A 21,351-nucleotide genomic window follows, 5' to 3' on the forward strand; every position below is an offset into this window, starting at 1 on the left:
ATATAAAAAAAGGAGATTTGCGTACAACAAATCCCCTTCAATTCTCATTTAAAAAAAATCACCTTTTTGAATATAGGTTTAAACCTATATTAAGTTGCGCCATAAGCAGCCAAAAGCCATTATTCCCTTCTGTGTCGAAGTAAAATTGGGGTCCAACATCGAATAGAAAGTGAATTTTCCCAAAGGCTCTTTGAATTCCCCAAGTAGGTCCAATTGCAAAATCAAAGTCGGATTTTCTTATAACATTATCTGCGATTGAACTTCCTCTTGCAACGATCCTAGCTGAAATAAAATTTCCGGAATTTTCTTCCACATTCTTACCTACGGCATTTCTTTTATCCAAATTATAAAAGTGTTTATACTGAATATCCAAAAATGGTGCAATGACGTAAACGATTCCGGTGTCTCCGCCGAATGTTAATTCTGGGTACGATCCATTATAACCAATACCAAAATTTGTTGAAAAGGTACTTAATGAAGAAACGGGTGTTTCAAACTCGACCCCCGGATTAATAAAATTTAGTCTCCATACTGTTTCTGTGGCGACTTCTTCCTGCGCGGAGACTAAACCAGCCCAGCAAATAAAAAATATTAAAGTAAATTTCTTCACAATAAAAAACTTTTAAAATTTAATTCCGAAGGAGACGCCAAAACCTGTCACATTATAAAAACCTCGTTCTCCAATAAAAACCACTTCTTTGAATTTTTTATGCATTTCTAAAATATACTGAAGCCTTTCTGATTCTTCGAGTGTAATACCCACACCTAGCTTTACAGGTCTTCCCTCTTTAAAAACATTGTTTATTTGAATATTTTTTCCCATTTGCAAGAAGACAAATGGCGAATTGTCATTTCCGTGCTCATTAAAATATACTCGCAAATCGGCTAATACGGGAAGTGTCCAAAATGTTCGGTCTATATTCCAGTCAATCCCTAATCCTACCGATACAGACACATAATTAAAGAAAAAAAGTCCGTGCAAGGTATTCACTTCGACAGCTAACCCCTTTTGTATTTTCGATTCTCCCTCATTGGAAAATCTACCATCATAATTTCCAACAATTCCGAGTGTTGTGGTTGAAGTATAATTTTCTTTGAAGAAGTTACTCCTTTCGGAGTCTTGAGAAAACGCCGAAAAAGAAATAACAAGAGCCATCATCAAATGCTTCATATTATTTATTCTATTCCAACTTCCATTTTACTTCCATGCCAAGTACCATTTCTTTTAGCGACACCAAACATTTTAACTCGTAGTGATTCTGGAGTTATTAATTCTCCAGTTCCTCCGGAAAAATTAAATTTACCTGTATTTCCATTGAAAGATACGCCAACCTGGGCAGATCCATCGAAATCGAATGTTCTTTCCCTTTTAGAACAATTCGCGCAATTTGAGAAATACGTTTTTTGAACAAGTAACTTACCATAGCCAGGATGGTTCGAAATAAGTGTTATATTTTTTGGCGGTTCAAATGAGTTGTTATTCGTAAAATCTCTAAGTTGATTTCTAACATTATTATATACTGAATTCCAAAATAACTCATTTAATTTTTGACTTGTGAAATTCTTATCAAATTGGCTAATACCATAATCCAGAACGCTATTTTTCGTTGTATATTCTATTGTTAAATCGTCCCAAAATACTCTTGGATAATGATTCGAACTTATCCATGTTTCCTGATTCAGGTATGTATATGGTGCATAACCAGTAGGAGAATTATAAATACCAGATTCTACGTTATATTTAATATTCAAAGGCTTGTAAGAATAACTAGCGCGATTATTAAGAACATAACTTAAATCAGGTTGTACGATCGGCGTATAATCGTATTCAAATTGAGCCATTTCTATTCCTGCAGCAACGATATCAGTATCCTCTTGTCTCCATATTCCTGTCCAGCCCTTCTTTTGGTGTTTGACTTTAGCACCTATGTGGTATACTAAATAATAATTGTAGTTAAAAACCTTTGTCTTTACTCTTCTTTTACTTTCATATTGATCAATACAAATTTTATTAGTGCCAAAAAGAGTACCAAATAAACCATTTCTACTATCGCAAATATCTAAGCTATTCAAATACGGCTCTAATCCTTCCAATGGTACGGATTGGGAACCACCTCCATTATTACCGCCGTTACCACCATTGCCATTACCGCTACTGCCAATTGTAGAAAGACACCTATCCTGATTTCCAGGCTCTTGATTACAAGGTGTAATATAATATCTTAAATCGCCACCCATCAAGGAAGTTTCTCCTGCGTTAGGTATCTCACTTTCGATCAACTGCCTTGCGCTCTCCAAAGTAGGAACTAGTAAATTGTTCGAAATGTTTTTTATTGCCAAATATTCTTCGAGAATATTGTATTTATTAACGGTTGTAAAAAATAAACCTACATCAGTATACTTATAAATTTTGTCTGCTACCTGTATTTCTGCATCTGAGTTCAAGAATGCAGAAAATGCATCATCTCCAATTATATCCTCTAGATCATCTATATCATCATATAAATCTCCAACAGACCTATTCAAAATACCATTTGGTAATAGTTCAATTTTCTTTTCATAAATTTTTAAAACTTCTTCTTCATTATTCTCAGTTACGGGTATTCTTAATGAAACAAAATCGTTATTGTAGTGTTTAGACATATAACTAAAAATCTTATCATTTGATTCATCAGCATAACCCTTAAAAGTTTCTACAAAGACTTCTCTGTTTGGAAAATACATTCTACCATCAATTACGGAAATTTCATTACCATAATTAATTGTGTTTTGAACTTCACCCTCAAAATAATCATTCTCACATGAGCTAAAGGAAAATACAGCAAGAATCATCACTATTCTGTAGGCAAAGCTAGGATTATTATTTTTAATTAAATTCTGTAATTTTAGTTTCATTTTTATATTACTTAAAATTTTAAGAGGGCAAATTTAATCCATACTATAAGCACCTTAAAGGAATTTTCTACTTTTAACTTAAAAATCAGTAATTATATTTAGATAAGTCAAAATAATTTATATTCCGCTTAATAATGTTCAATTGATAGTAAGAAATTATTAATTCGCCTATTTACCTTAAATATCCGTGTTTAAATCAAAAAGATCTAAAACTCCAATTTATGAGTTCCATAGTGAACTATTTTACTAAATGTTTTATAGTTGAATTATTTAAGAAAGCAAATCTTTTCAAGGAAGGCGCTTCGGGGTATTAAATCGTCATAAAATAAAAAAAGGGGATTTGCATAGTACAAATCCCCTTGTATTTTTCAACAAATAGATTAGTTCTTAACAATACGTTTTATGGATGTTCCTGTAGCGGTTCTAATTTCCAAAAGATAAAGTCCCGATGACAGCGCAGACACATCGTAGCTTCCGTTGCCTAATTCGACCATGGGTAGTTTTTGCCCCAAGCTATTATACAGGCTTAGTTTAGAACCTGTACTGTTCCCCCGAACGCTTAGAATATCGGACACAGGATTTGGATAAAGCACCACTGTAGCAGCTTCAAATTCTTCCGAAGAAAGCGTTGCAGGAATAAACGAATAAACCGTTCCGTTCGGGATGGTTCCTTCCAAAACATCACCATCGTATTCCTCGCCGGGTGACACCACATTATAGACTGGGTTCGCCGGATTCCCTGAAAGGATATAAGCCTCTTCCAAAGGGCCTTCATCCAGATCTACCGACGGCTGAAGGGATACGATGGGTCCCGTCTCTCCCTCATACGAGTCGGATGGGTTCGCAATCTCATTGGGACCATACCTATACTCTATGGTGTTAGTATCTTCATAGAGCCATACCTGAAAATTCATAAAATCGTTTTCTGTGGCATCATCGAAGAAGCCTACATTGTTCCATTCTATTTTTAAAATTCGATTCCCTGAAGTACCCTCGGTAGTATACGAGATATTCGATTCGGAAACTTCATTGACAAAACCACGATCGATAATATCTTGAGCTATAGGTGATAGAATAGACAATACCCCGGAGTCGGTTTGCGATGGAGACAATTCACCACCTACACCCCAAGCAACAATATAGATTGAATTAAACGTTTGGGAGCTAATCTGAAATTCGAATCCGATAGGAATTAAAAATTCGGGATCATCCCATACTTCGCCATCATTCAGCGAGGTAGCATTCTCTAGATTCTCATAGGTCTGGTTGCTCACATTAAAAGAATAGGAACCTTGTGAAAAGGAAAAACCAGTTATTAAAAGAGCGGCAATAGTAAGTAGATTTTTATACATTCGGCTGTTGATTTTAGGGTTAAAAAAAAGGGAAAAACACGAATGTTTTCCCCAAATATTTCATAAATGAAGGGTGTTTATTCTTCTTCTTTCTCAGCTTCTTTCGTAGCTTTAGTATCAACAGGAGTAACTGGTTTAGAACCACCACGACGACTACGACGTGTAGATTTAGTTTTAGTTGCTTTCCCTGCGTTGTAAAGTTCGTTATAATCAACCAACTCGATCATTGCCATATCTGCATTATCTCCTAAACGATTTCCTAATTTGATGATACGAGTGTATCCACCAGGACGATCGCCTACTTTCACAGCTACTTCTCTAAAAAGCTCTGTTACGGCTTCTTTTTGACGGAGTCTCGCCATTACGATACGACGGTTATGCGTAGTATCTTCTTTAGACTTTGTGATCATTGGTTCTACAAATTGCTTTAATGCTTTCGCTTTAGCAACGGTAGTGTTGATTCTTTTGTGTTCAATTAAGGAACAAGCCATATTCGCCAACATAGACTTTCTATGTGCTGTTTTTCTCCCTAAGTGATTTACTTTTTTTCCGTGTCTCATGACATTTTGTTTTCATCATCTTGCTTCCAGATCCGCCTCGAGCGAAGAGCAAACTATGATGGGTTAAATTAATTGAAAGTTTTAAATTTTAGATTTACGATTGCCAATTTAAACAGTCGCAAATCTAAAATCGCAAATCTGTTAGTCTTTATCTAATTTATATTTTGAAAGATCCATTCCGAAGTTCAGGCCTTTTACGTTCACTAACTCTTCTAATTCAGTTAATGATTTTTTCCCGAAGTTTCTGAATTTCATCAAATCGTTTTTATTGTAAGATACTAAGTCTCCTAATGTATCTACTTCCGCAGCTTTTAAACAGTTTAGTGCACGAACTGAAAGGTCCATGTCTACTAATTTAGTTTTAAGCAACTGACGCATGTGCAATGATTCCTCATCGTATGTTTCAGTTTGAGCAATTTCATCTGCTTCCAGAGTAATACGCTCATCACTAAATAACATAAAGTGGTGAATTAACGTTTTTGCAGCTTCAGTTAATGCATCTTTTGGATGTATAGAACCGTCGGTAATGATTTCGAAAACTAATTTTTCGTAATCTGTTTTCTGCTCAACACGGAAATTCTCAATGCTGTATTTAACATTTTTAATTGGAGTGTAAATAGAATCTGTGAAAATGGTACCTAATGGTGCATTTGCTTTTTTATTCTCTTCAGCAGGAACATATCCTCTACCCTTTTCAATCGTGATCTCAAAATTAAGATTCACTTTAGCATCCATGTTACAGATAACTAAATCTGGATTTAACACTTGAAATCCTGAAATAAATTTCTGAAAATCACCGGCTACTAATTGTTTCCCTCCATTAACGGAAATAGTTACTGTTTCATTATCGATCTCATCGATCTGTCTTTTGAAACGTACTTGTTTCAAATTAAGGATGATTTCGGTAACGTCTTCTACGACTCCTGCAATGGTTGAAAATTCATGATCTACACCTTCAATACGAACGGATGTAATCGCGAAACCTTCCAATGAGGAAAGTAATACACGTCTTAATGCGTTCCCTACGGTTAATCCGTATCCAGGTTCCAAAGGGCGAAATTCAAATTTCCCTTCGAAATCGGTAGAATTAATCATGATAACTTTATCAGGCTTCTGAAAACTAAATACTGCCATATTTTCTTCGTTTTAATTGTTATTTAGTTGCGCGATTTAAAAGTTTGAAGAACACTAAAAATCCTTTGGCTAAATACCAATATGATTATTTTATTATTTAGAATATAATTCGACGATAAACTGAACGTTTATGTTTTCTGGAATCTGAATTAGTTGTGGAACAGAAACAAACGTTCCTTCTTTCTTTTCAGTATTCCAAGTGATCCATTCGTAAACATGATTTGCGTTTGCTAATGAATTTTGAATAGCTTCAAGAGACTTCGATTTCTCTCTTACTGCTACTACATCCCCTGCTTTAAGTTGGTAAGAAGGAATGTTTACTTTTTCACCATTTACAGTAATGTGACGGTGAGAAACTAACTGTCGTGCTGCAGGACGACTAGACGCAATGCCCATACGAAACACAACGTTATCTAGGCGTGACTCTGCTAATTGTAATAATACCTCACCTGTAATTCCAGGAGCAGCAGTTGCTCTCTTAAACATATTTCTGAATTGCTTTTCCAAAATACCATAGGTGTATTTCGCTTTTTGCTTTTCCATTAATTGGATTGCGTATTCAGATTTTTTTCCACGACGACGGTTATTACCGTGTTGTCCTGGAGGATAATTTCTTTTTTCAAAAGACTTATCGTCTCCGAAGATAGCTTCACCGAATTTTCGGGCTATTTTAGTTTTTGGACCAGTATATCTTGCCATTTCTAATTTGTTATGAAGGGGAAATCTAAATTAAGGTCTTACGTTAATCCTCTAGACTTCTAAGTTCCTTCGATTGATATTTATTAAATAATTCGCGAAAATAAACAATTTTTTAGAACTACGACACCATAAAGTTTCGTAGTTCTAAAATAATAAATTGTTATACTCTTCTTCTTTTTGGAGGACGACATCCATTATGTGGCATTGGCGTAACATCGATAATTTCGGTTACTTCAATACCTGCGTTGTGGATAGTACGTATTGCAGATTCTCTTCCATTTCCAGGTCCTTTTACATAAGCTTTCACTTTACGTAAACCGGCACCGTGTGCAACAGAAGAAGCATCTTCAGCTGCCAATTGAGCAGCGTAAGGTGTGTTTTTCTTAGAACCTCTAAATCCCATTTTACCGGCAGAAGACCAAGAGATCACATCTCCGTTCTTGTTGGTTAAAGAAATAATGATATTGTTGAAAGAAGCCGTAATATGAGCTTGTCCAACAGATTCAACATTTACTTTACGTTTCTTTGTACCTTTAGCGCTTTTCGCACCTTTTGAGCTAGTTTTTGCCATATCTCTAGGTATTATTTAGTTGCTTTTTTCTTGTTAGCAACTGTTTTACGTTTTCCTTTTCTTGTTCTTGAGTTATTCTTAGTTCGTTGTCCTCTTAAAGGAAGACCCGATCTGTGACGAATACCTCTGTAACAACCAATATCCATTAAGCGTTTAATACTTAATTGAACTTCACTACGTAATTCACCTTCGATTTTGAAAGATCCTACAGTTTCACGAATTTTTCCGATTTCATCATCGTCCCATTCGCTAACTTTTTTGTCTTCGCTAACTCCGGCTTTCTCTAATATCTCTTGAGCACGGCTTTTACCGATCCCAAAGATATACGTTAACGCGATTACACCCCTTTTTTGTTTAGGAATATCTACACCTGCGATTCTTGCCATAACTTATCCTTGTCTTTGTTTGAACCTAGGGTTCTTTTTATTAATTACATATAAACGGCCTTTTCTGCGTACAATCTTGCAGTCGGCACTTCTCTTTTTTACTGATGCTCTAACTTTCATTTTAGTATCTGTATGTTATGCGAGCCTTTGTTAAATCGTATGGGCTCATTTCTAATTTTACTTTATCTCCAGGTAATAATTTAATATAGTGCATACGCATCTTACCTGAAATGTGTGCAGTAACTATATGTCCGTTTTCTAACTCAACACGAAACATAGCATTCGATAATGCTTCAACTATGCTTCCATCTTGTTCTATTGCGGGTTGTTTTGCCATTCTTAATTTTAAATTTTAATTATTAATACGAACTGTTTGTTTCAATAGTCATACCAATAACTACACTCAATATTTAAATTAGTTTATGCTACTGCTTTCCTATTCTTACCGGACTTCATAAGACCGTCATAATGTCGGTTCAATAAGTACGAATTGATTTGTTGCATGGTATCGATAGCAACCCCTACCATAATCAATAGAGAGGTTCCGCCATAAAATAAAGCCCATCCTTGCTGAATTCCTAACAACTTCACAACGAACGCTGGAAAAATAGCGATCAAAGCTAAGAATATAGATCCAGGCAATGTAATCTGTGACATTATTCTATCTAAAAATTCTGCGGTATCTGTACCTGGTTTAATACCTGGAATAAATCCACCACTTCTTTTTAAATCGTCCGCCATTTTATTGGTTGGAACTGTTATCGCTGTATAGAAATAGGTAAAGATGATGATCAACACTGCAAACATAACATTATACCAAAGTCCAAAAATATCACTGAAATTAGCTTGAAGCGATTGTGCAAATTCACTATCTGATAGCCCCGCTACTGCAGAGGGAACAAACATAATTGCCTGAGCAAAAATAATAGGCATTACTCCTGAAGCATTTAACTTTAACGGAATAAACTGTCGCGCGCCAAAAATATTTTTTTCATACGCTCCACTAGCTGTTCGTCTCGCATATTGTACTGGTATCTTTCGGACCGCCATAACCAACATAATACATGCAAGAATAATAACAAACCAAATGACCAGTTCTATAAGAATCATGATTAACCCTCCGTTCGATTCAAATACTCTCGCGGCAAATTCCTGAACAAAAGATAATGGCAAAGTGGCAATAATACCCACCATAATTAAGATAGAGATACCATTTCCAATTCCCTTATCAGTAATCTTTTCTCCCAGCCACATTGCAAATACACAACCTGTAACTAAAATGATTACAGAAGAAACATAAAACATTGGTGTTTGTCCTAATATAAATGCTTCAGCTGGTACTCCTAAGGCTGGAAGACCTGCTAAATAACTAGGCGCTTGAACCAAACAAATACCGATAGTTAACCATCGAGTAATTTGATTGATTTTCTTTCTACCACTTTCTCCTTCTTTTTGTAATTTCTGAAGGTATGGCACCGCAATCTGCATCAATTGAACCACAATGGAAGCAGAGATATATGGCATAATACCTAATGCAAAAACGGAAGCATTAGCAAACGCCCCTCCTGTAAATGCATTTAATAAACCACCAATTCCTCCGGCATCAAATTTTCCGGAGAATTCTGCTAATCTCGAAGCATCGATACCTGGAAGCACCACCTGTGCACCGAATCGGTATACAAGTAATAAACCCAAGGTAACCATAATACGATTACGCAGTTCCTCTATTTTCCAAACATTCTTTAAGGTATCAATAAATTTCATTGGGATGCTTTATTACATTGTTACTACTTCACCACCGGCCGCTTCAATAGCTTTCGCTGCTGTGGCAGTAAACTTATGTGCAGATACTTTCAATTTTGCCTTTAATTCTCCTCTTCCTAAAATCTTCACCATTTCATTTTTCCCAACAAGACCAAGTCCAATTAGAGTTTCAAAGTCAACTGTACCTTCTATCTTTTTGTCGTCTACCAATTGCTGAAGTACATCAAGATTTACACCTTGATATTCCTTACGATTGATATTTGTAAATCCAAACTTAGGAACACGACGTTGCAAAGGCATTTGTCCACCTTCAAATCCGATTTTCTTGGAGTATCCAGAACGAGACTTTGCACCTTTATGACCACGAGTTGCAGTTCCTCCTTTACCGGATCCCTGTCCGCGACCTACGCGTTTTCCTTGTCTTTTAACCGAACCATCGGCTGGTTTTAAGCTACTTAAATCCATTTTTTTTATCTTAAGCGGTTTCTACAGAAACCAAGTGATTAACTTTTTTTATCATACCAAGAATATTTGGCGTATTTTCATGCTCTACCACTTGGCCTATTCTCTTAAGACCTAAAGCTTCTAGCGTTCTCTTTTGGTTTTGAGTACGGTTAATTGCACTTTTCACCTTTTTAACTTTAATTTTTGCCATCTTCTTTCGATTTATCCTTTGTATAATTTCTCTAAAGAGATTCCACGTTGCTTGGCAACTGTTTGCGCACTACGTAATTGTAATAATGCATCAAATGTTGCTTTTACCACATTATGTGGGTTAGAAGACCCTTGTGACTTCGACAATACATCGTGTACACCAACTGCCTCTAATACAGCACGTACAGCTCCACCAGCAATTACACCGGTACCTGGGGCCGCTGGTAGAAGATTTACTCTTGCACCACCATATTTCCCTTTTTGCTCATGCGGAAGCGTCGATTTGTTCAATGGAATACGAACAAGGTTTTTCTTTGCATCTTCAATTGCTTTTGCGATTGCACTAGCAACGTCTTTAGATTTTCCTAGACCTTGACCTACAACTCCATTCTCATCACCTACCACTACAATAGCTGAAAATCCGAAGGCTCTACCCCCTTTAGTAACTTTCGTTACACGTTGTACTCCTACTAGTCGATCTTTCAATTCAAGACCTCCCGGTTTTACTAATTCTATGTTTTTATAATCTTGATACATACTACTTAGAATTTGAGACCTCCCTCGCGAGCGCCTTCAGCTAATGATTTAACTCTTCCGTGATATAGGTAACCGCCTCTGTCAAATGACACAGCATCAACGCCGGCCTTTTGTGCTTTTTCAGCGATTGCTTTTCCTACTAATTTAGCCGCTTCCACTTTATTTACTTTGGAAGCGTCAATATCTTTATCTCTTGAAGATGCGGCGGTAATAGTTTTTCCATTTACATCGTCAATAAGTTGCGCATAAATCTCTTTATTGCTTCTGAAAACAGCTAAACGCGGACGTTGTTCTGTTCCCGAAATTGTCTTACGTATTCTGAAACGCAAGCGATCTCTTCTATCGTTTTTTGATAATGCCATAACTTTATTTCTTATGCAGATTTACCTGCTTTTCTTCTAATTTGTTCTCCTACGAATCTCACACCTTTTCCTTTGTAAGGTTCAGGCTTTCTGAAGCCTCTAATTTTAGCGGCTACTTGACCTACTAATTGCTTATCGTGAGATGTTAACTTTACGATTGGATTTTTTCCTTTTTCTGAAATTGTTTCCACTTTCACTTCAGGAGCAATATCTAACACAATGTTGTGAGAGAATCCTAGTGCTAAATCCAATCTTTGTCCTTGATTACTAGCACGATATCCTACTCCTACTAATTCAAGTTGTTTTGTCCAACCTGTAGATACACCTTCGATCATGTTATGAACCAAAGCTCTGTACAATCCGTGTTTTGCTCTATGGTCTTTAAAGTCTGAAGAACGTTCAACTATAACATCGTTGTCCTCTACTTTAACTGTAACATCAGAATATTCCTGTGTTAATTCTCCTAATTTTCCTTTTACGGTAATTACGTTGTCTTTTACATCAACTGTCACTCCTTCTGGAACTGTTACCGGGTTTTTACCTATTCTTGACATTTCTTGTCTATTTTTAGTATACGTAACACAATACTTCTCCACCTACTTTTTGAGACTGAGCCTGCTTTCCTGTCATTACTCCCGAAGAAGTTGAAACGATAGCAACACCCAACCCATTTAAGATACGTGGAAGTTCGGTAGAACTCGCATATTTACGTAAACCTGGTTTACTAATTCTTTGAATTTTCTTGATCACTGGGTCTTTTGTAAGCTTATCATATTTTAAGGCGATTTTAATAGTTCCTTGTGGCCCTTTATCATCCTCAAATTTGTAGCTTAAAATGTATCCTTGATCAAAAAGGATTTTTGTAATTTCCTTTTTAAGGTTAGAAGCGGGAACTTCCACTACACGGTGTCCTGCTTTAACTGCATTTCTAACACGTGTTAGATAATCTGCGATTGGATCTGTTGTCATTTAATTTAATTTACGGTAATGGTTTTCTTTTCAAAATATTTGATCTGAACCTGCTACCCATTTATATAATTACCAAGAAGCCTTTCGTACTCCTGGGATTAATCCTTTGTTTGCCATCTCACGAAACATTACACGTGAAATTCCAAACGTTCTCATATACCCCTTAGGTCTTCCAGTTAATTTACAACGATTGTGTAAACGTACTGGCGAAGCGTTTTTAGGTAATTTTTGTAAACCTTCCCAATCGCCAGCTTCTTTTAGAGCTTTGCGCTTATCGGCATACTTAGCTACCATTTTTTGTCTTTTTACCTCACGGGCTTTCATTGATTCTTTAGCCATCTCTTAGTTCTTTTGAAAAGGTAACCCTAGTTCGGTTAATAATGATTTTGCTTCCTTATCGGTTTCAGCAGTGGTCACAAAAGTAATATTCATACCTTCGATTTTCTTCACTTTATCGATATTTATTTCAGGAAAAATAATCTGCTCAGTAATTCCTAAAGAGTAGTTTCCTCTTCCGTCAAAACCAGTTGCTTTTATTCCGTTAAAGTCACGTACGTTAGGCAACGCAGATGTAATGAGTCTATCTAAAAACTCATACATACGTTCACCACGCAATGTTACTTTAGCACCAATAGGCATTCCTTTACGTAGCTTAAATGTCGCAACATCTTTTTTAGATATTGTTGCGATTGCTCGTTGTCCTACAATGTGAGTTAACTCTTCAACTGAGTTTTCAATCAGCTTCTTGTCTGCAACTGCAGCACCTACTCCACGAGACACCACTATGCGCTCTAGTTTTGGTACTTGCATTACATTTTTGTAGCCGAACTCATCTGTAAGCGCGTTCATAACGCGACTTTTATACTCTTCCTTAAGTCTTGGTGTATATGCCATAACTATAATACTTGATTCGATTTTTTAGCAAATCGTACTTTTTTTCCGTCTTCCATTTTATAACCCACTCTCGTTGGTCCTCCTGTTTTAGGATCTACTAATGAAAGATTAGAAATATGAATTGGAGCTTCTTTTTCTGTAATTCCACCTTGAGGATTTGCAGCACTAGGCTTCTCGTGTTTCTTTACAGTATTAACTCCTTCTACTATTGCTTTGTTTTTGTCAAGGATCACTTTCATTACTTTACCTTCTGAACCTTTATGTTCTCCAGCAGTAACAACTACAGTGTCTCCCGATTTTATTTTAAGCTTTGCCATCTTACTATTCGTATTAAAGCACCTCAGGTGCCAATGATACTATTTTCATAAATTGTTTATCACGAAGCTCTCTTGCTACTGGTCCGAAAACACGTGTTCCTCTCATCTCACCTTGTGGACCTAAAAGTACACAAGCGTTATCATCGAAACGTATGTACGATCCATCTGGTCGCCTTACTTCTTTTCGTGTACGAACTACTACAGCTGTAGAGACGGCACCTTTCTTAATGTTTCCATTAGGTGTTGCTTCTTTAACAGAAACTACAATTTTATCTCCAATAGAAGCATATCGTTTCTTTGTACCTCCTAATACACGGATAGTAAGGACTTCCTTAGCACCGGTATTATCTGCTACTCTAAGTCTTGATTCTTGTTGTATCATGGTTACTTCGCTCTTTCAATTATTTCTACTAACCTCCAACTCTTGGTTTTACTTAAAGGTCTTGTTTCCATGATCTTTACAGTATCTCCCTCGTTACAGTCATTTTTCTCGTCGTGCGCTACATATTTTTTCGTTTTTAAAACGAATTTTCCATACATAGGGTGCTTCACTTTTTTTACCTCGGCAACAACAATAGACTTTTCCATTTTGTTACTGGTTACTACACCTATACGCTCTTTTCTTAAGTTTCTTTTAATTTCTTCCATCTTTCAGCTTGTACTATTGTACTTCTCTTTTAGTTAGTTCTGTCGCAATTCTCGCAATGCTTTTACGCTGCGATCTTAATTGAATTGGATTCTCCAACGGTGAAATGGTATGAGCCATTTTAAAATCTGAATACGCTTTTCTAGCTTCAGCAAGTTTTTCCTGTAGCTCTGCTGTTGATGCTTCTTTTATTTCTGATTGTTTCATCTTCAAAAAAATTAATCTTGATAATCTCTAGACATCACGAATTTCGTTTTTACTGGAAGCTTTTGCGCCGCAAGACGAAGTGCCTCTTTAGCAGTTTCCAAAGGAACTCCAGAAACTTCAAATAAAATTCTACCAGGTTTCACAACAGCAGCCCAATATTCAACAGCACCTTTACCTTTACCCATACGTACCTCAAGAGGTTTTTTGGTGATCGGTTTGTCTGGAAAGATCATGATCCATATAGAACCTTCTCTTTTCATAAAACGCGTTGCAGCAATACGTGCAGCCTCTATTTGACGAGCTGTCAAGAAATTGGAATCCAAAGACTTTATACCAAAGGTTCCGTATGCCAATTGATTTCCGCGACCAGCATTACCTTTCATGCGGCCTTTTTGTTGCTTACGGTATTTTGTTCTTTTAGGTTGTAACATTTTCTTCTATTTAAAAAATTACTTTCTACGACGTGACTTGTTACCACCGCGTCCTGAATTTCCACCTTTTCCACCTTTTTTGGCTAAGCCAACTAGTGGAGAAAGCTCTCTTTTTCCATATACTTCACCTTTCATGATCCATACTTTAACACCTAATCTACCATAAGTAGTGTGTGCCTCAACTAAAGCATAATCGATATCGGCTCTGAATGTTGATAAAGGTATACGACCATCTTTATAAGACTCCGATCGTGCCATTTCAGCACCATTTAAACGTCCTGAGATCTGTATTTTAATACCTTCAGAATTCATACGCATCGCTGCAGCAATTGCCATTTTAATTGCACGACGGTATGAAATTCTATTTTCAATTTGTCTTGCAATACTAGCACCTACTAGATGAGCGTCTAATTCAGGTCTTTTGATCTCATGAATGTTGATCTGTACCTCTTTATCTGTGATCTTTTTAAGCTCTTCTTTTAACTTGTCTACTTCTTGACCCCCTTTCCCGATAATAATACCGGGACGAGCTGTAGTTATAGTAACGGTTACAAGTTTAAGCGTACGCTCAATAATCACTCTTGACACACTTGCTTTACTTAAACGAGCATGAACATATTTTCTAACCTTATCGTCTTCGGCTAATTTATCGCCGTAGTCGTTCCCTCCGTACCAGTTGGATTCCCATCCTCTAATGATACCTAAGCGGTTTCCGATTGGATTTGTCTTCTGTCCCATTTAATTAATTGCTTTGTGTGTTATCGTTAGCACCAAGCACGAGTGTTACGTGATTGGAACGTTTTCTAATTCTGTGTGCGCGACCTTGTGGTGCTGGACGTAGTCTCTTCAACATCGTTCCTCCATCCACTCGGATCTCCTTAACAAAAAGATCTGCATCTTCAACAGAAGCATCTTCATTTTTAGATTGCCAGTTTGCAATAGCAGACAAGACAAGTTTTTCTAAACGACGTGATGATTCTTTCGAACTGAACTTTAAAATATTAAGCGCTTTGTCCACTTTTTCACCTCGAATTAAATCCGCCATTAGACGCATTTTTCTTGGCGATGTAGGGCAATTATTCAACTTAGCAAAGTATTGTGTTTTCTTCGCTTCCTTGATAGCTTCTGCTCTTTCTCTTTTACGAACTCCCATGGCCTATTATTTTTTTCCTTTATTTTTTGCACCTGCATGACCACGGAATGATCGGGTCGGTGAAAATTCTCCTAATTTATGTCCTACCATATTCTCAGTAACATACACAGGAACGAATTGACGCCCATTATGTACTGCGATGGTTTGCCCAACAAAATCTGGAGTGATCATTGAAGCTCGCGACCAAGTTTTGATCACAGTCTTTTTATTCGACTCAACATTTTGTTCAACTTTCTGTTCTAACTTGTAGTGAACGTAAGGTCCTTTTTTTAACGATCTTGCCATAGCTTATTTCTTTCTACGTTCGATTATGTATTTATTACTTGCTTTAGTTCGGGTACGGGTTCTGTATCCTTTAGCAGGAATTCCGTTTCTAGAGCGCGGATGCCCACCTGAAGATTTCCCTTCACCACCACCCATTGGGTGATCAACTGGGTTCATAACCACTGGTCTTGTTCTAGGACGTCTACCTAACCATCTTGATCTACCTGCTTTACCAGAGACCAACAATTGATGATCACTGTTTGAAACAGCACCAATAGTCGCCATACATGTAGCTAATATCAATCTCGTCTCCCCTGAAGGCAATTTAACTGTAGCGTATTTACCATCTCTTGCCATTAACTGAGCAAAAGCACCAGCACTACGAGCCATAACAGCTCCTTGTCCCGGACGTAATTCAATACAAGAAATAATTGTACCTAATGGAATATTTGAAAGAAGCATTGCGTTTCCAATCTCAGGAGCAGTTTGCTCATTAGAAACAATGTTCTGTCCAACTTGTAGTCCGTTTTGAGCAATCACATAACGCTTCTCACCATCTTGGTAATTAAGCAATGCGATAAAAGCCGTACGGTTTGGATCGTATTCTATAGTTGCGACTGTAGCAGGAACTCCCACTTTGTCACGTTTAAAATCGATAATTCGATATTTCTTTTTGTGACCACCACCAATGTAGCGCATGGTCATTTTTCCTTGACTGTTTCTACCACCAGATCTTTTGTTCGGAGCTAATAAACTTTTCTCCGGCTTATCAGTTGTAATGGCGTCAAAACCATTAACAACTCTAAAACGCTGACCTGGGGTGATAGGTTTTAATTTTCTTACTGACATTTTTGTCTTGATTTAATGCAATCCTAAGATTACATATTACTGTAAAAATCTATTGTATCACCTTCCGCCACCTGTACAATTGCTTTTTTAACAGCATTTGTTTTACCAGTTTGAACACCTGTCTTTGTATAACGGGTCTTCCTATCAGGGCGGACATTTAATGTGCGAACTTTAAGAACAGAAACACCGTAAGCAGCTTCTACCGCTTTCTTGATTTCTACCTTATTCGCCTTTGGGCTTACTACAAAACCGTATCGGTTATTAAGCTCCGCATCTGCAGTGGCTTTTTCTGTAATAATAGGTTTTATTAAGATACTCATCTCGTTTCTATTTACTTAAGTTTGTTTCAATTGCTTCCAAAGAACCCTCAAACAGCACAACACTGTTTGCATTCATTATTTTATAAGTACTTAAATGTGAGTTAGTTACAACTTCAGTACCTTTCAAATTTCGAGAAGACAAATATACATTATTATTCGACTCTCCCAACACAAATAAAGATTTTTTATCTTCAAGACCTAAAGTCTTTAAAATTGCAGTAAAATCTTTTGTCTTTGGAGCATCAAAATTAAAGTCTTCAACGACCATAATTGCCTTATTATTTGCCTTCATTGTGAGGGCAGATTTACGCGCCAATCGCTTCAAGTTCTTATTTAATTTGAACGAGTAGTTTCTTGGTCTTGGACCAAACATTCTACCCCCACCTTTAAATATACCAGACTTGATACTTCCCGCACGGGCAGTACCAGTTCCTTTTTGCTTCTTTATCTTTCTGGTTGAACCAGTAATTTCAGCACGCTCTTTAGCCTTATGCGTTCCTTGTCTTTGATTTGCAAGGTATTGTTTCACATCAAGGTATACAGCGTGATTATTAGGCTCAATTCCGAACACATCTTTAGAAAGTTCAACCTTTCTACCTGTGTCTTTTCCGTTACTATCTAATACAGCTACCTTCATTATTTCTGAATCGTTAAGTAAGCGTTCTTATGTCCAGGCACACACCCTTTCACAACAAGTAGATTCTTCTCAGCTACTACTTTTAACACTCTTAAGTTTTGTACTTTCACCTTTTCATTTCCCATTTGTCCGGCCATTTTCATTCCCTTGAATACTCTCGCAGGATATGATGCCGCACCAATAGAACCCGGTGCTCTTAATCGGTTATGCTGACCGTGGGTCGCTTGACCTACACCGCCGAAACCGTGACGTTTTACAACCCCTTGAAATCCTTTTCCCTTAGAAGTCCCTGCCACATCGACAAATTCTCCCTCAGCAAAATGCTCCACAGTGATTGTATCACCTAATTTTAATTCTTCTTCAAATCCTTGGAATTCGGCGACTTTACGTTTTGCAACGGTTCCTGCTTTTTTGGCGTGCCCTTCGGCAGCTTTCGTAGCAGTCTTTTTGTCATCGAAACCAAGTTGAAGAGCTTCGTACCCGTCAACCTCTTTGGTTCTGACTTGGGTGACAACACAAGGTCCAACTTCAATAACGGTACACGGCATATTTTTTCCGTTCTCGTCAAAGATGCTGGTCATCCCTATCTTTTTTCCAATTAACCCAGACATATTTACTTATTTATTGATTATTACTAATTATTCTTGTTCATTCTATAACACGATCCTCAAAAAATCTTTCAGAAAAAAACAGGGTCAAAATAAATTCAACCCTGAATGTTATTTTGTTTCCGTTTTTCCCCAACCATCGTTAAGGACATGTTTACTAATTCTGAATTCAAGTTATCGAATTCAGAAATAAATTACACCTTGATCTCTACTTCAACACCACTTGGTAACTCTAATTTCATTAGAGCATCGATCGTTTTTGAAGAAGAACTGTAAATGTCAAGTAAACGCTTGTAAGAGCTTAATTGAAACTGTTCTCTACTCTTCTTATTAACGTGCGGTGAACGTAATACGGTAAAGATTTTTTTATGTGTTGGTAAAGGAATAGGACCTGTAACTACAGCACCTGTACTCTTTACGGTTTTTACGATTTTTTCAGCAGATTTGTCCACTAAATTGTGATCGTAAGATTTTAATTTAATTCTTATTTTTTGACTCATTGCTGAAATATTATGCGTTAGCGGTTCCTCTTGCTGCAGCGATTACTTCTTCTGAAATATTAGAAGGAGTTTCTGCATAATGTGAAAATTCCATTGTGGATGTTGCACGACCTGACGATAATGTTCTTAATGTGGTAACATACCCAAACATTTCAGAAAGTGGCACTGTCGCTTTAACAGTTTTAGCACCAGCTCTATCCCCCATATCACTTACTTGTCCACGACGTCTGTTTAAATCTCCTACAATATCCCCCATATTTTCTTCAGGTGTAATTACCTCAAGTTTCATAATAGGCTCCATGATTACTGCCTTGGCAGCTTTTGCAGCATTTTTAAATCCTAGTTTTGCAGCCAACTCAAAAGAAAGTTGATCTGAATCCACATCGTGATACGATCCATCTGTTAAAGTAACCTTCATAGCATCAACTTCGTATCCAGCTAGAGGTCCGTTTACCATTGCCATTTTGAAACCTTTCTCTACAGAAGGAACAAATTCTTTAGGCACGTTACCACCTTTAATAGCAGAAACAAACTCTAATCCTTCAGCACCTTCTTCAGCAGGCTCTAATGTAAATACGATATCGGCAAATTTTCCACGACCACCCGATTGCTTTTTATACACTTCTCTGTGCTCAGCTTTACGAGTAATAGCTTCTTTATATTCAACCTGTGGCTGCCCTTGATTTACTTCAACCTTGAATTCTCTTCGTAAACGATCTACAATAATATCTAAGTGTAGCTCACCCATACCAGATATAATGGTCTGTCCAGAAGCTTCATCGGTACGTACTGTAAATGTTGGATCTTCTTCAGCAAGCTTTCCTAAAGCCATACCTAATTTATCAACATCTGCTTTTGTTTTAGGCTCTACAGCAATACCAATTACTGGATCTGGGAAATCCATAGATTCAAGTACGATTGGGTGTTTTTCATCAGACATGGTATCTCCCGTCTTAATATCTTTAAACCCAACTGCAGCTCCAATATCACCAGCTTCGATATAATCGATCGCATTTTGTTTATTAGAGTGCATTTGATAAATACGCGATATACGTTCTTTTTTACCTGAACGGTTATTAAGAATGTATGACCCTGCATCTAAACGCCCAGAGTAAGCACGGAAGAATGCCAAACGACCAACGAATGGATCTGTAGCAATCTTAAATGCCAGAGCAGAAAACGGCTCTTTAACATCTGGCTTACGTAATTCTTTTTCTTCTGTTTCAGGATTTACTCCTACAATACCCTCCTTATCGGTTGGTGAAGGCAAGTAACGACATACAGCATCTAATAAGAACTGTACACCTTTATTTTTAAAGGCCGACCCACAGATCATTGGAATAATTGCCATATCCATTACAGCAGCTCGAAGGGCAGCATGCACCTCGTCTTCAGTAATTGAATCTTCGTCTTCCATGAACTTTTCTAAAAGGTTCTCATCGTATGTAGCAACCTCCTCAATAAGCATTGCTCTATACTTACGAGCTTCAGCTTTCAACTCTTCTGGAATTTCAATAACATCAAAAGTCGCCCCTTGAGTTTCGTCATGCCATACAATCGCACGGTTCTTTACAAGGTCGATAATTCCTCTAAAATCTCCCTCATCACCAATATTCAATACAATTGGCACAGCGTTAGATTTCAACATATCTTTCACCTGCTGACATACAGCAAGGAAATTAGACCCTTGACGGTCCATTTTGTTAACAAAACCAATACGTGGCACTTTGTAATTATCAGCAAGTCTCCAGTTTGTTTCAGATTGTGGCTCAACACCATCTACTGCACTAAAAAGGAATACCAATCCATCTAATACACGTAATGACCTGTTTACCTCTACAGTAAAATCAACGTGACCAGGAGTATCAATAATATTGAAGTGGTAGTCTTTAGTTTCAGGCGTAGTTTCTGCATTTTCCATCGGAAACTTCCAGGTACAAGTAGTCGCAGCAGAAGTAATTGTAATACCTCTTTCCTGCTCTTGTTCCATCCAGTCCATTGTAGCAGCACCATCATGCACCTCTCCAATTTTGTGACTTACACCTGTATAATAAAGAATACGCTCTGTAGTGGTAGTTTTACCGGCATCAATATGCGCAGCAATACCTATATTTCTAGTAAATTTTAAATCTCTTTGTGCCATTTTTTAGAATCTGAAATGTGAGAATGCTTTGTTTGCTTCAGCCATTTTATGCGTATCTGTACGTTTTTTCACGGCTGCTCCTTCTTCTTTCGCAGCTGCTAATACTTCAGCAGCCAGTTTCTGTGCCATCGACTTTTCATTTCTTTTTCTGGCATAGCCAATTAACCACTTCATAGCGGTAGAAATTTTACGATCTGCACGTATTTGCATAGGTATTTGGAACGTTGCTCCACCTACTCTTCGACTTCGAACTTCTACGTGAGGCATTACATTAGATAATGCATCTTTCCAGACTTCTAAAGCCGTTTTCTCTTCGTCTGTTTTTTTCTCTTCTACGATATCCATTGCATCGTAAAATACTTTAAAGGCTACCGATTTCTTACCGTCCCACATCATGTTGTTCACAAAACGTGTTACCAACTGATCATTAAACCTTGGATCTGGCAAAAGTGGTCTCTTCTTGGCCTGTCTTTTTCTCATGTCTTCTCTTTAAAAGTTG

The 21,351-nt window shown here is 37.2% G+C and carries 35 protein-coding genes; all 35 read right to left on the reverse strand.

Annotated features, from left to right (window positions below; genetic code table 11):
* Nucleotides 1-58: 58 nt before the first annotated feature.
* The 35 genes from ULVI_RS02160 to rpsG all read right to left on the reverse strand — a co-directional run bounded on the left by ULVI_RS02160 (nt 59) and on the right by rpsG (nt 21,332).
* On the reverse strand, nt 59-610 hold the full coding sequence (locus ULVI_RS02160) for a hypothetical protein (protein ID WP_068589191.1): 552 nt from the start codon (nt 608-610) through the stop codon (nt 59-61).
* A gap of 12 nt (nt 611-622) precedes the next feature.
* Entirely contained in the window at nt 623-1,171 is a 549-nt protein-coding gene (locus tag ULVI_RS02165; protein ID WP_068589194.1) for a hypothetical protein, read from the reverse strand.
* Nucleotides 1,172-1,176: 5 nt separating this feature from the next.
* Nucleotides 1,177-2,895 carry a hypothetical protein gene (locus ULVI_RS02170; protein ID WP_068589197.1) on the reverse strand — a complete coding sequence of 573 codons (1,719 nt, stop codon included), beginning with the start codon at nt 2,893-2,895 and terminating at the stop codon, nt 1,177-1,179.
* Between the two features lie 380 nt (nt 2,896-3,275).
* Complete coding sequence (locus ULVI_RS02175; protein WP_068589208.1) at nt 3,276-4,247, reverse strand: T9SS type A sorting domain-containing protein; 972 nt, start codon at nt 4,245-4,247, stop codon at nt 3,276-3,278.
* A gap of 77 nt (nt 4,248-4,324) precedes the next feature.
* Nucleotides 4,325-4,807, reverse strand: a complete 483-nt coding sequence (gene rplQ, locus ULVI_RS02180) for a 50S ribosomal protein L17 (RefSeq protein ID WP_068589210.1) — start codon at nt 4,805-4,807, stop codon at nt 4,325-4,327.
* Nucleotides 4,808-4,948: 141 nt separating this feature from the next.
* Nucleotides 4,949-5,941: a DNA-directed RNA polymerase subunit alpha gene (locus tag ULVI_RS02185; protein WP_068589211.1), complete on the reverse strand. Its 993-nt coding sequence runs from the start codon at nt 5,939-5,941 to the stop codon at nt 4,949-4,951.
* Between the two features lie 93 nt (nt 5,942-6,034).
* Entirely contained in the window at nt 6,035-6,640 is a 606-nt protein-coding gene (rpsD, locus tag ULVI_RS02190) for a 30S ribosomal protein S4 (RefSeq protein WP_068589217.1), read from the reverse strand.
* Between the two features lie 160 nt (nt 6,641-6,800).
* The gene (gene rpsK / locus ULVI_RS02195; RefSeq protein ID WP_068589220.1) at nt 6,801-7,211 is read right to left on the reverse strand and encodes a 30S ribosomal protein S11; all 411 of its coding nucleotides are present in this window, start codon (nt 7,209-7,211) and stop codon (nt 6,801-6,803) included.
* Between the two features lie 11 nt (nt 7,212-7,222).
* The gene (gene rpsM, locus ULVI_RS02200) at nt 7,223-7,597 is read right to left on the reverse strand and encodes a 30S ribosomal protein S13 (protein WP_068589223.1); all 375 of its coding nucleotides are present in this window, start codon (nt 7,595-7,597) and stop codon (nt 7,223-7,225) included.
* A gap of 3 nt (nt 7,598-7,600) precedes the next feature.
* Complete coding sequence (gene ykgO / locus ULVI_RS15290) at nt 7,601-7,717, reverse strand: type B 50S ribosomal protein L36 (RefSeq protein ID WP_013305171.1); 117 nt, start codon at nt 7,715-7,717, stop codon at nt 7,601-7,603.
* 1 nt (nt 7,718) lies between these two features.
* On the reverse strand, nt 7,719-7,934 hold the full coding sequence (gene infA, locus ULVI_RS02205; RefSeq protein WP_068589225.1) for a translation initiation factor IF-1: 216 nt from the start codon (nt 7,932-7,934) through the stop codon (nt 7,719-7,721).
* Between the two features lie 83 nt (nt 7,935-8,017).
* Nucleotides 8,018-9,361: a preprotein translocase subunit SecY gene (gene secY / locus ULVI_RS02210; RefSeq protein ID WP_068589228.1), complete on the reverse strand. Its 1,344-nt coding sequence runs from the start codon at nt 9,359-9,361 to the stop codon at nt 8,018-8,020.
* A gap of 12 nt (nt 9,362-9,373) precedes the next feature.
* Nucleotides 9,374-9,826 carry a 50S ribosomal protein L15 gene (rplO, locus tag ULVI_RS02215; protein ID WP_068589230.1) on the reverse strand — a complete coding sequence of 151 codons (453 nt, stop codon included), beginning with the start codon at nt 9,824-9,826 and terminating at the stop codon, nt 9,374-9,376.
* A 10-nt stretch (nt 9,827-9,836) separates the two neighbouring features.
* Nucleotides 9,837-10,016, reverse strand: a complete 180-nt coding sequence (gene rpmD / locus ULVI_RS02220; protein WP_068589233.1) for a 50S ribosomal protein L30 — start codon at nt 10,014-10,016, stop codon at nt 9,837-9,839.
* 11 nt (nt 10,017-10,027) lie between these two features.
* Nucleotides 10,028-10,552, reverse strand: coding sequence for a 30S ribosomal protein S5 (gene rpsE, locus ULVI_RS02225; protein WP_068589236.1), 525 nt, complete (start codon nt 10,550-10,552; stop codon nt 10,028-10,030).
* 5 nt (nt 10,553-10,557) lie between these two features.
* On the reverse strand, nt 10,558-10,914 hold the full coding sequence (gene rplR, locus ULVI_RS02230) for a 50S ribosomal protein L18 (protein ID WP_068589239.1): 357 nt from the start codon (nt 10,912-10,914) through the stop codon (nt 10,558-10,560).
* Between the two features lie 11 nt (nt 10,915-10,925).
* Nucleotides 10,926-11,468, reverse strand: a complete 543-nt coding sequence (gene rplF / locus ULVI_RS02235) for a 50S ribosomal protein L6 (RefSeq protein WP_068589241.1) — start codon at nt 11,466-11,468, stop codon at nt 10,926-10,928.
* Between the two features lie 13 nt (nt 11,469-11,481).
* Entirely contained in the window at nt 11,482-11,883 is a 402-nt protein-coding gene (gene rpsH / locus ULVI_RS02240) for a 30S ribosomal protein S8 (protein WP_068589244.1), read from the reverse strand.
* Between the two features lie 69 nt (nt 11,884-11,952).
* A complete protein-coding gene (gene rpsN, locus ULVI_RS02245; RefSeq protein WP_068589247.1) occupies nt 11,953-12,222 on the reverse strand; it encodes a 30S ribosomal protein S14 in 270 nt (89 codons plus the stop codon).
* A gap of 3 nt (nt 12,223-12,225) precedes the next feature.
* A complete protein-coding gene (gene rplE, locus ULVI_RS02250) occupies nt 12,226-12,777 on the reverse strand; it encodes a 50S ribosomal protein L5 (RefSeq protein ID WP_068589249.1) in 552 nt (183 codons plus the stop codon).
* Nucleotides 12,778-12,779: 2 nt separating this feature from the next.
* Entirely contained in the window at nt 12,780-13,094 is a 315-nt protein-coding gene (gene rplX / locus ULVI_RS02255) for a 50S ribosomal protein L24 (protein WP_068589252.1), read from the reverse strand.
* Between the two features lie 13 nt (nt 13,095-13,107).
* Complete coding sequence (rplN, locus tag ULVI_RS02260; RefSeq protein ID WP_068589255.1) at nt 13,108-13,476, reverse strand: 50S ribosomal protein L14; 369 nt, start codon at nt 13,474-13,476, stop codon at nt 13,108-13,110.
* Nucleotides 13,477-13,478: 2 nt separating this feature from the next.
* Nucleotides 13,479-13,742: a 30S ribosomal protein S17 gene (gene rpsQ, locus ULVI_RS02265; RefSeq protein ID WP_068589258.1), complete on the reverse strand. Its 264-nt coding sequence runs from the start codon at nt 13,740-13,742 to the stop codon at nt 13,479-13,481.
* A gap of 13 nt (nt 13,743-13,755) precedes the next feature.
* A complete protein-coding gene (gene rpmC, locus ULVI_RS02270) occupies nt 13,756-13,947 on the reverse strand; it encodes a 50S ribosomal protein L29 (protein ID WP_068589261.1) in 192 nt (63 codons plus the stop codon).
* An 11-nt stretch (nt 13,948-13,958) separates the two neighbouring features.
* On the reverse strand, nt 13,959-14,378 hold the full coding sequence (gene rplP, locus ULVI_RS02275) for a 50S ribosomal protein L16 (RefSeq protein ID WP_068589264.1): 420 nt from the start codon (nt 14,376-14,378) through the stop codon (nt 13,959-13,961).
* An 18-nt stretch (nt 14,379-14,396) separates the two neighbouring features.
* Entirely contained in the window at nt 14,397-15,116 is a 720-nt protein-coding gene (gene rpsC, locus ULVI_RS02280; protein WP_068589267.1) for a 30S ribosomal protein S3, read from the reverse strand.
* A 4-nt stretch (nt 15,117-15,120) separates the two neighbouring features.
* The gene (gene rplV, locus ULVI_RS02285) at nt 15,121-15,531 is read right to left on the reverse strand and encodes a 50S ribosomal protein L22 (RefSeq protein WP_068589270.1); all 411 of its coding nucleotides are present in this window, start codon (nt 15,529-15,531) and stop codon (nt 15,121-15,123) included.
* Between the two features lie 6 nt (nt 15,532-15,537).
* Nucleotides 15,538-15,816, reverse strand: a complete 279-nt coding sequence (gene rpsS / locus ULVI_RS02290; protein ID WP_068589273.1) for a 30S ribosomal protein S19 — start codon at nt 15,814-15,816, stop codon at nt 15,538-15,540.
* Between the two features lie 3 nt (nt 15,817-15,819).
* Nucleotides 15,820-16,644 (reverse strand): 50S ribosomal protein L2, encoded by an 825-nt coding sequence (gene rplB / locus ULVI_RS02295; protein ID WP_068589276.1) that lies wholly within the window; start codon nt 16,642-16,644, stop codon nt 15,820-15,822.
* 29 nt (nt 16,645-16,673) lie between these two features.
* A complete protein-coding gene (gene rplW, locus ULVI_RS02300) occupies nt 16,674-16,964 on the reverse strand; it encodes a 50S ribosomal protein L23 (RefSeq protein ID WP_068589278.1) in 291 nt (96 codons plus the stop codon).
* 7 nt (nt 16,965-16,971) lie between these two features.
* On the reverse strand, nt 16,972-17,601 hold the full coding sequence (rplD, locus tag ULVI_RS02305; protein WP_068589280.1) for a 50S ribosomal protein L4: 630 nt from the start codon (nt 17,599-17,601) through the stop codon (nt 16,972-16,974).
* Complete coding sequence (rplC, locus tag ULVI_RS02310; protein ID WP_068589283.1) at nt 17,601-18,212, reverse strand: 50S ribosomal protein L3; 612 nt, start codon at nt 18,210-18,212, stop codon at nt 17,601-17,603. The genes rplD and rplC overlap by 1 nt, the downstream gene beginning before the upstream one ends.
* Before the next feature lie 191 nt (nt 18,213-18,403).
* Complete coding sequence (gene rpsJ, locus ULVI_RS02315; protein ID WP_010181931.1) at nt 18,404-18,709, reverse strand: 30S ribosomal protein S10; 306 nt, start codon at nt 18,707-18,709, stop codon at nt 18,404-18,406.
* A gap of 10 nt (nt 18,710-18,719) precedes the next feature.
* On the reverse strand, nt 18,720-20,852 hold the full coding sequence (gene fusA, locus ULVI_RS02320; RefSeq protein ID WP_068589286.1) for an elongation factor G: 2,133 nt from the start codon (nt 20,850-20,852) through the stop codon (nt 18,720-18,722).
* 3 nt (nt 20,853-20,855) lie between these two features.
* Nucleotides 20,856-21,332 (reverse strand): 30S ribosomal protein S7, encoded by a 477-nt coding sequence (gene rpsG / locus ULVI_RS02325; protein WP_068589289.1) that lies wholly within the window; start codon nt 21,330-21,332, stop codon nt 20,856-20,858.
* Between the last annotated feature and the right edge of the window lie 19 nt (nt 21,333-21,351).

The sequence above is a fragment of the Cochleicola gelatinilyticus genome, assembly GCF_001637325.1.
Lineage (GTDB): Bacteria > Bacteroidota > Bacteroidia > Flavobacteriales > Flavobacteriaceae > Cochleicola > Cochleicola gelatinilyticus.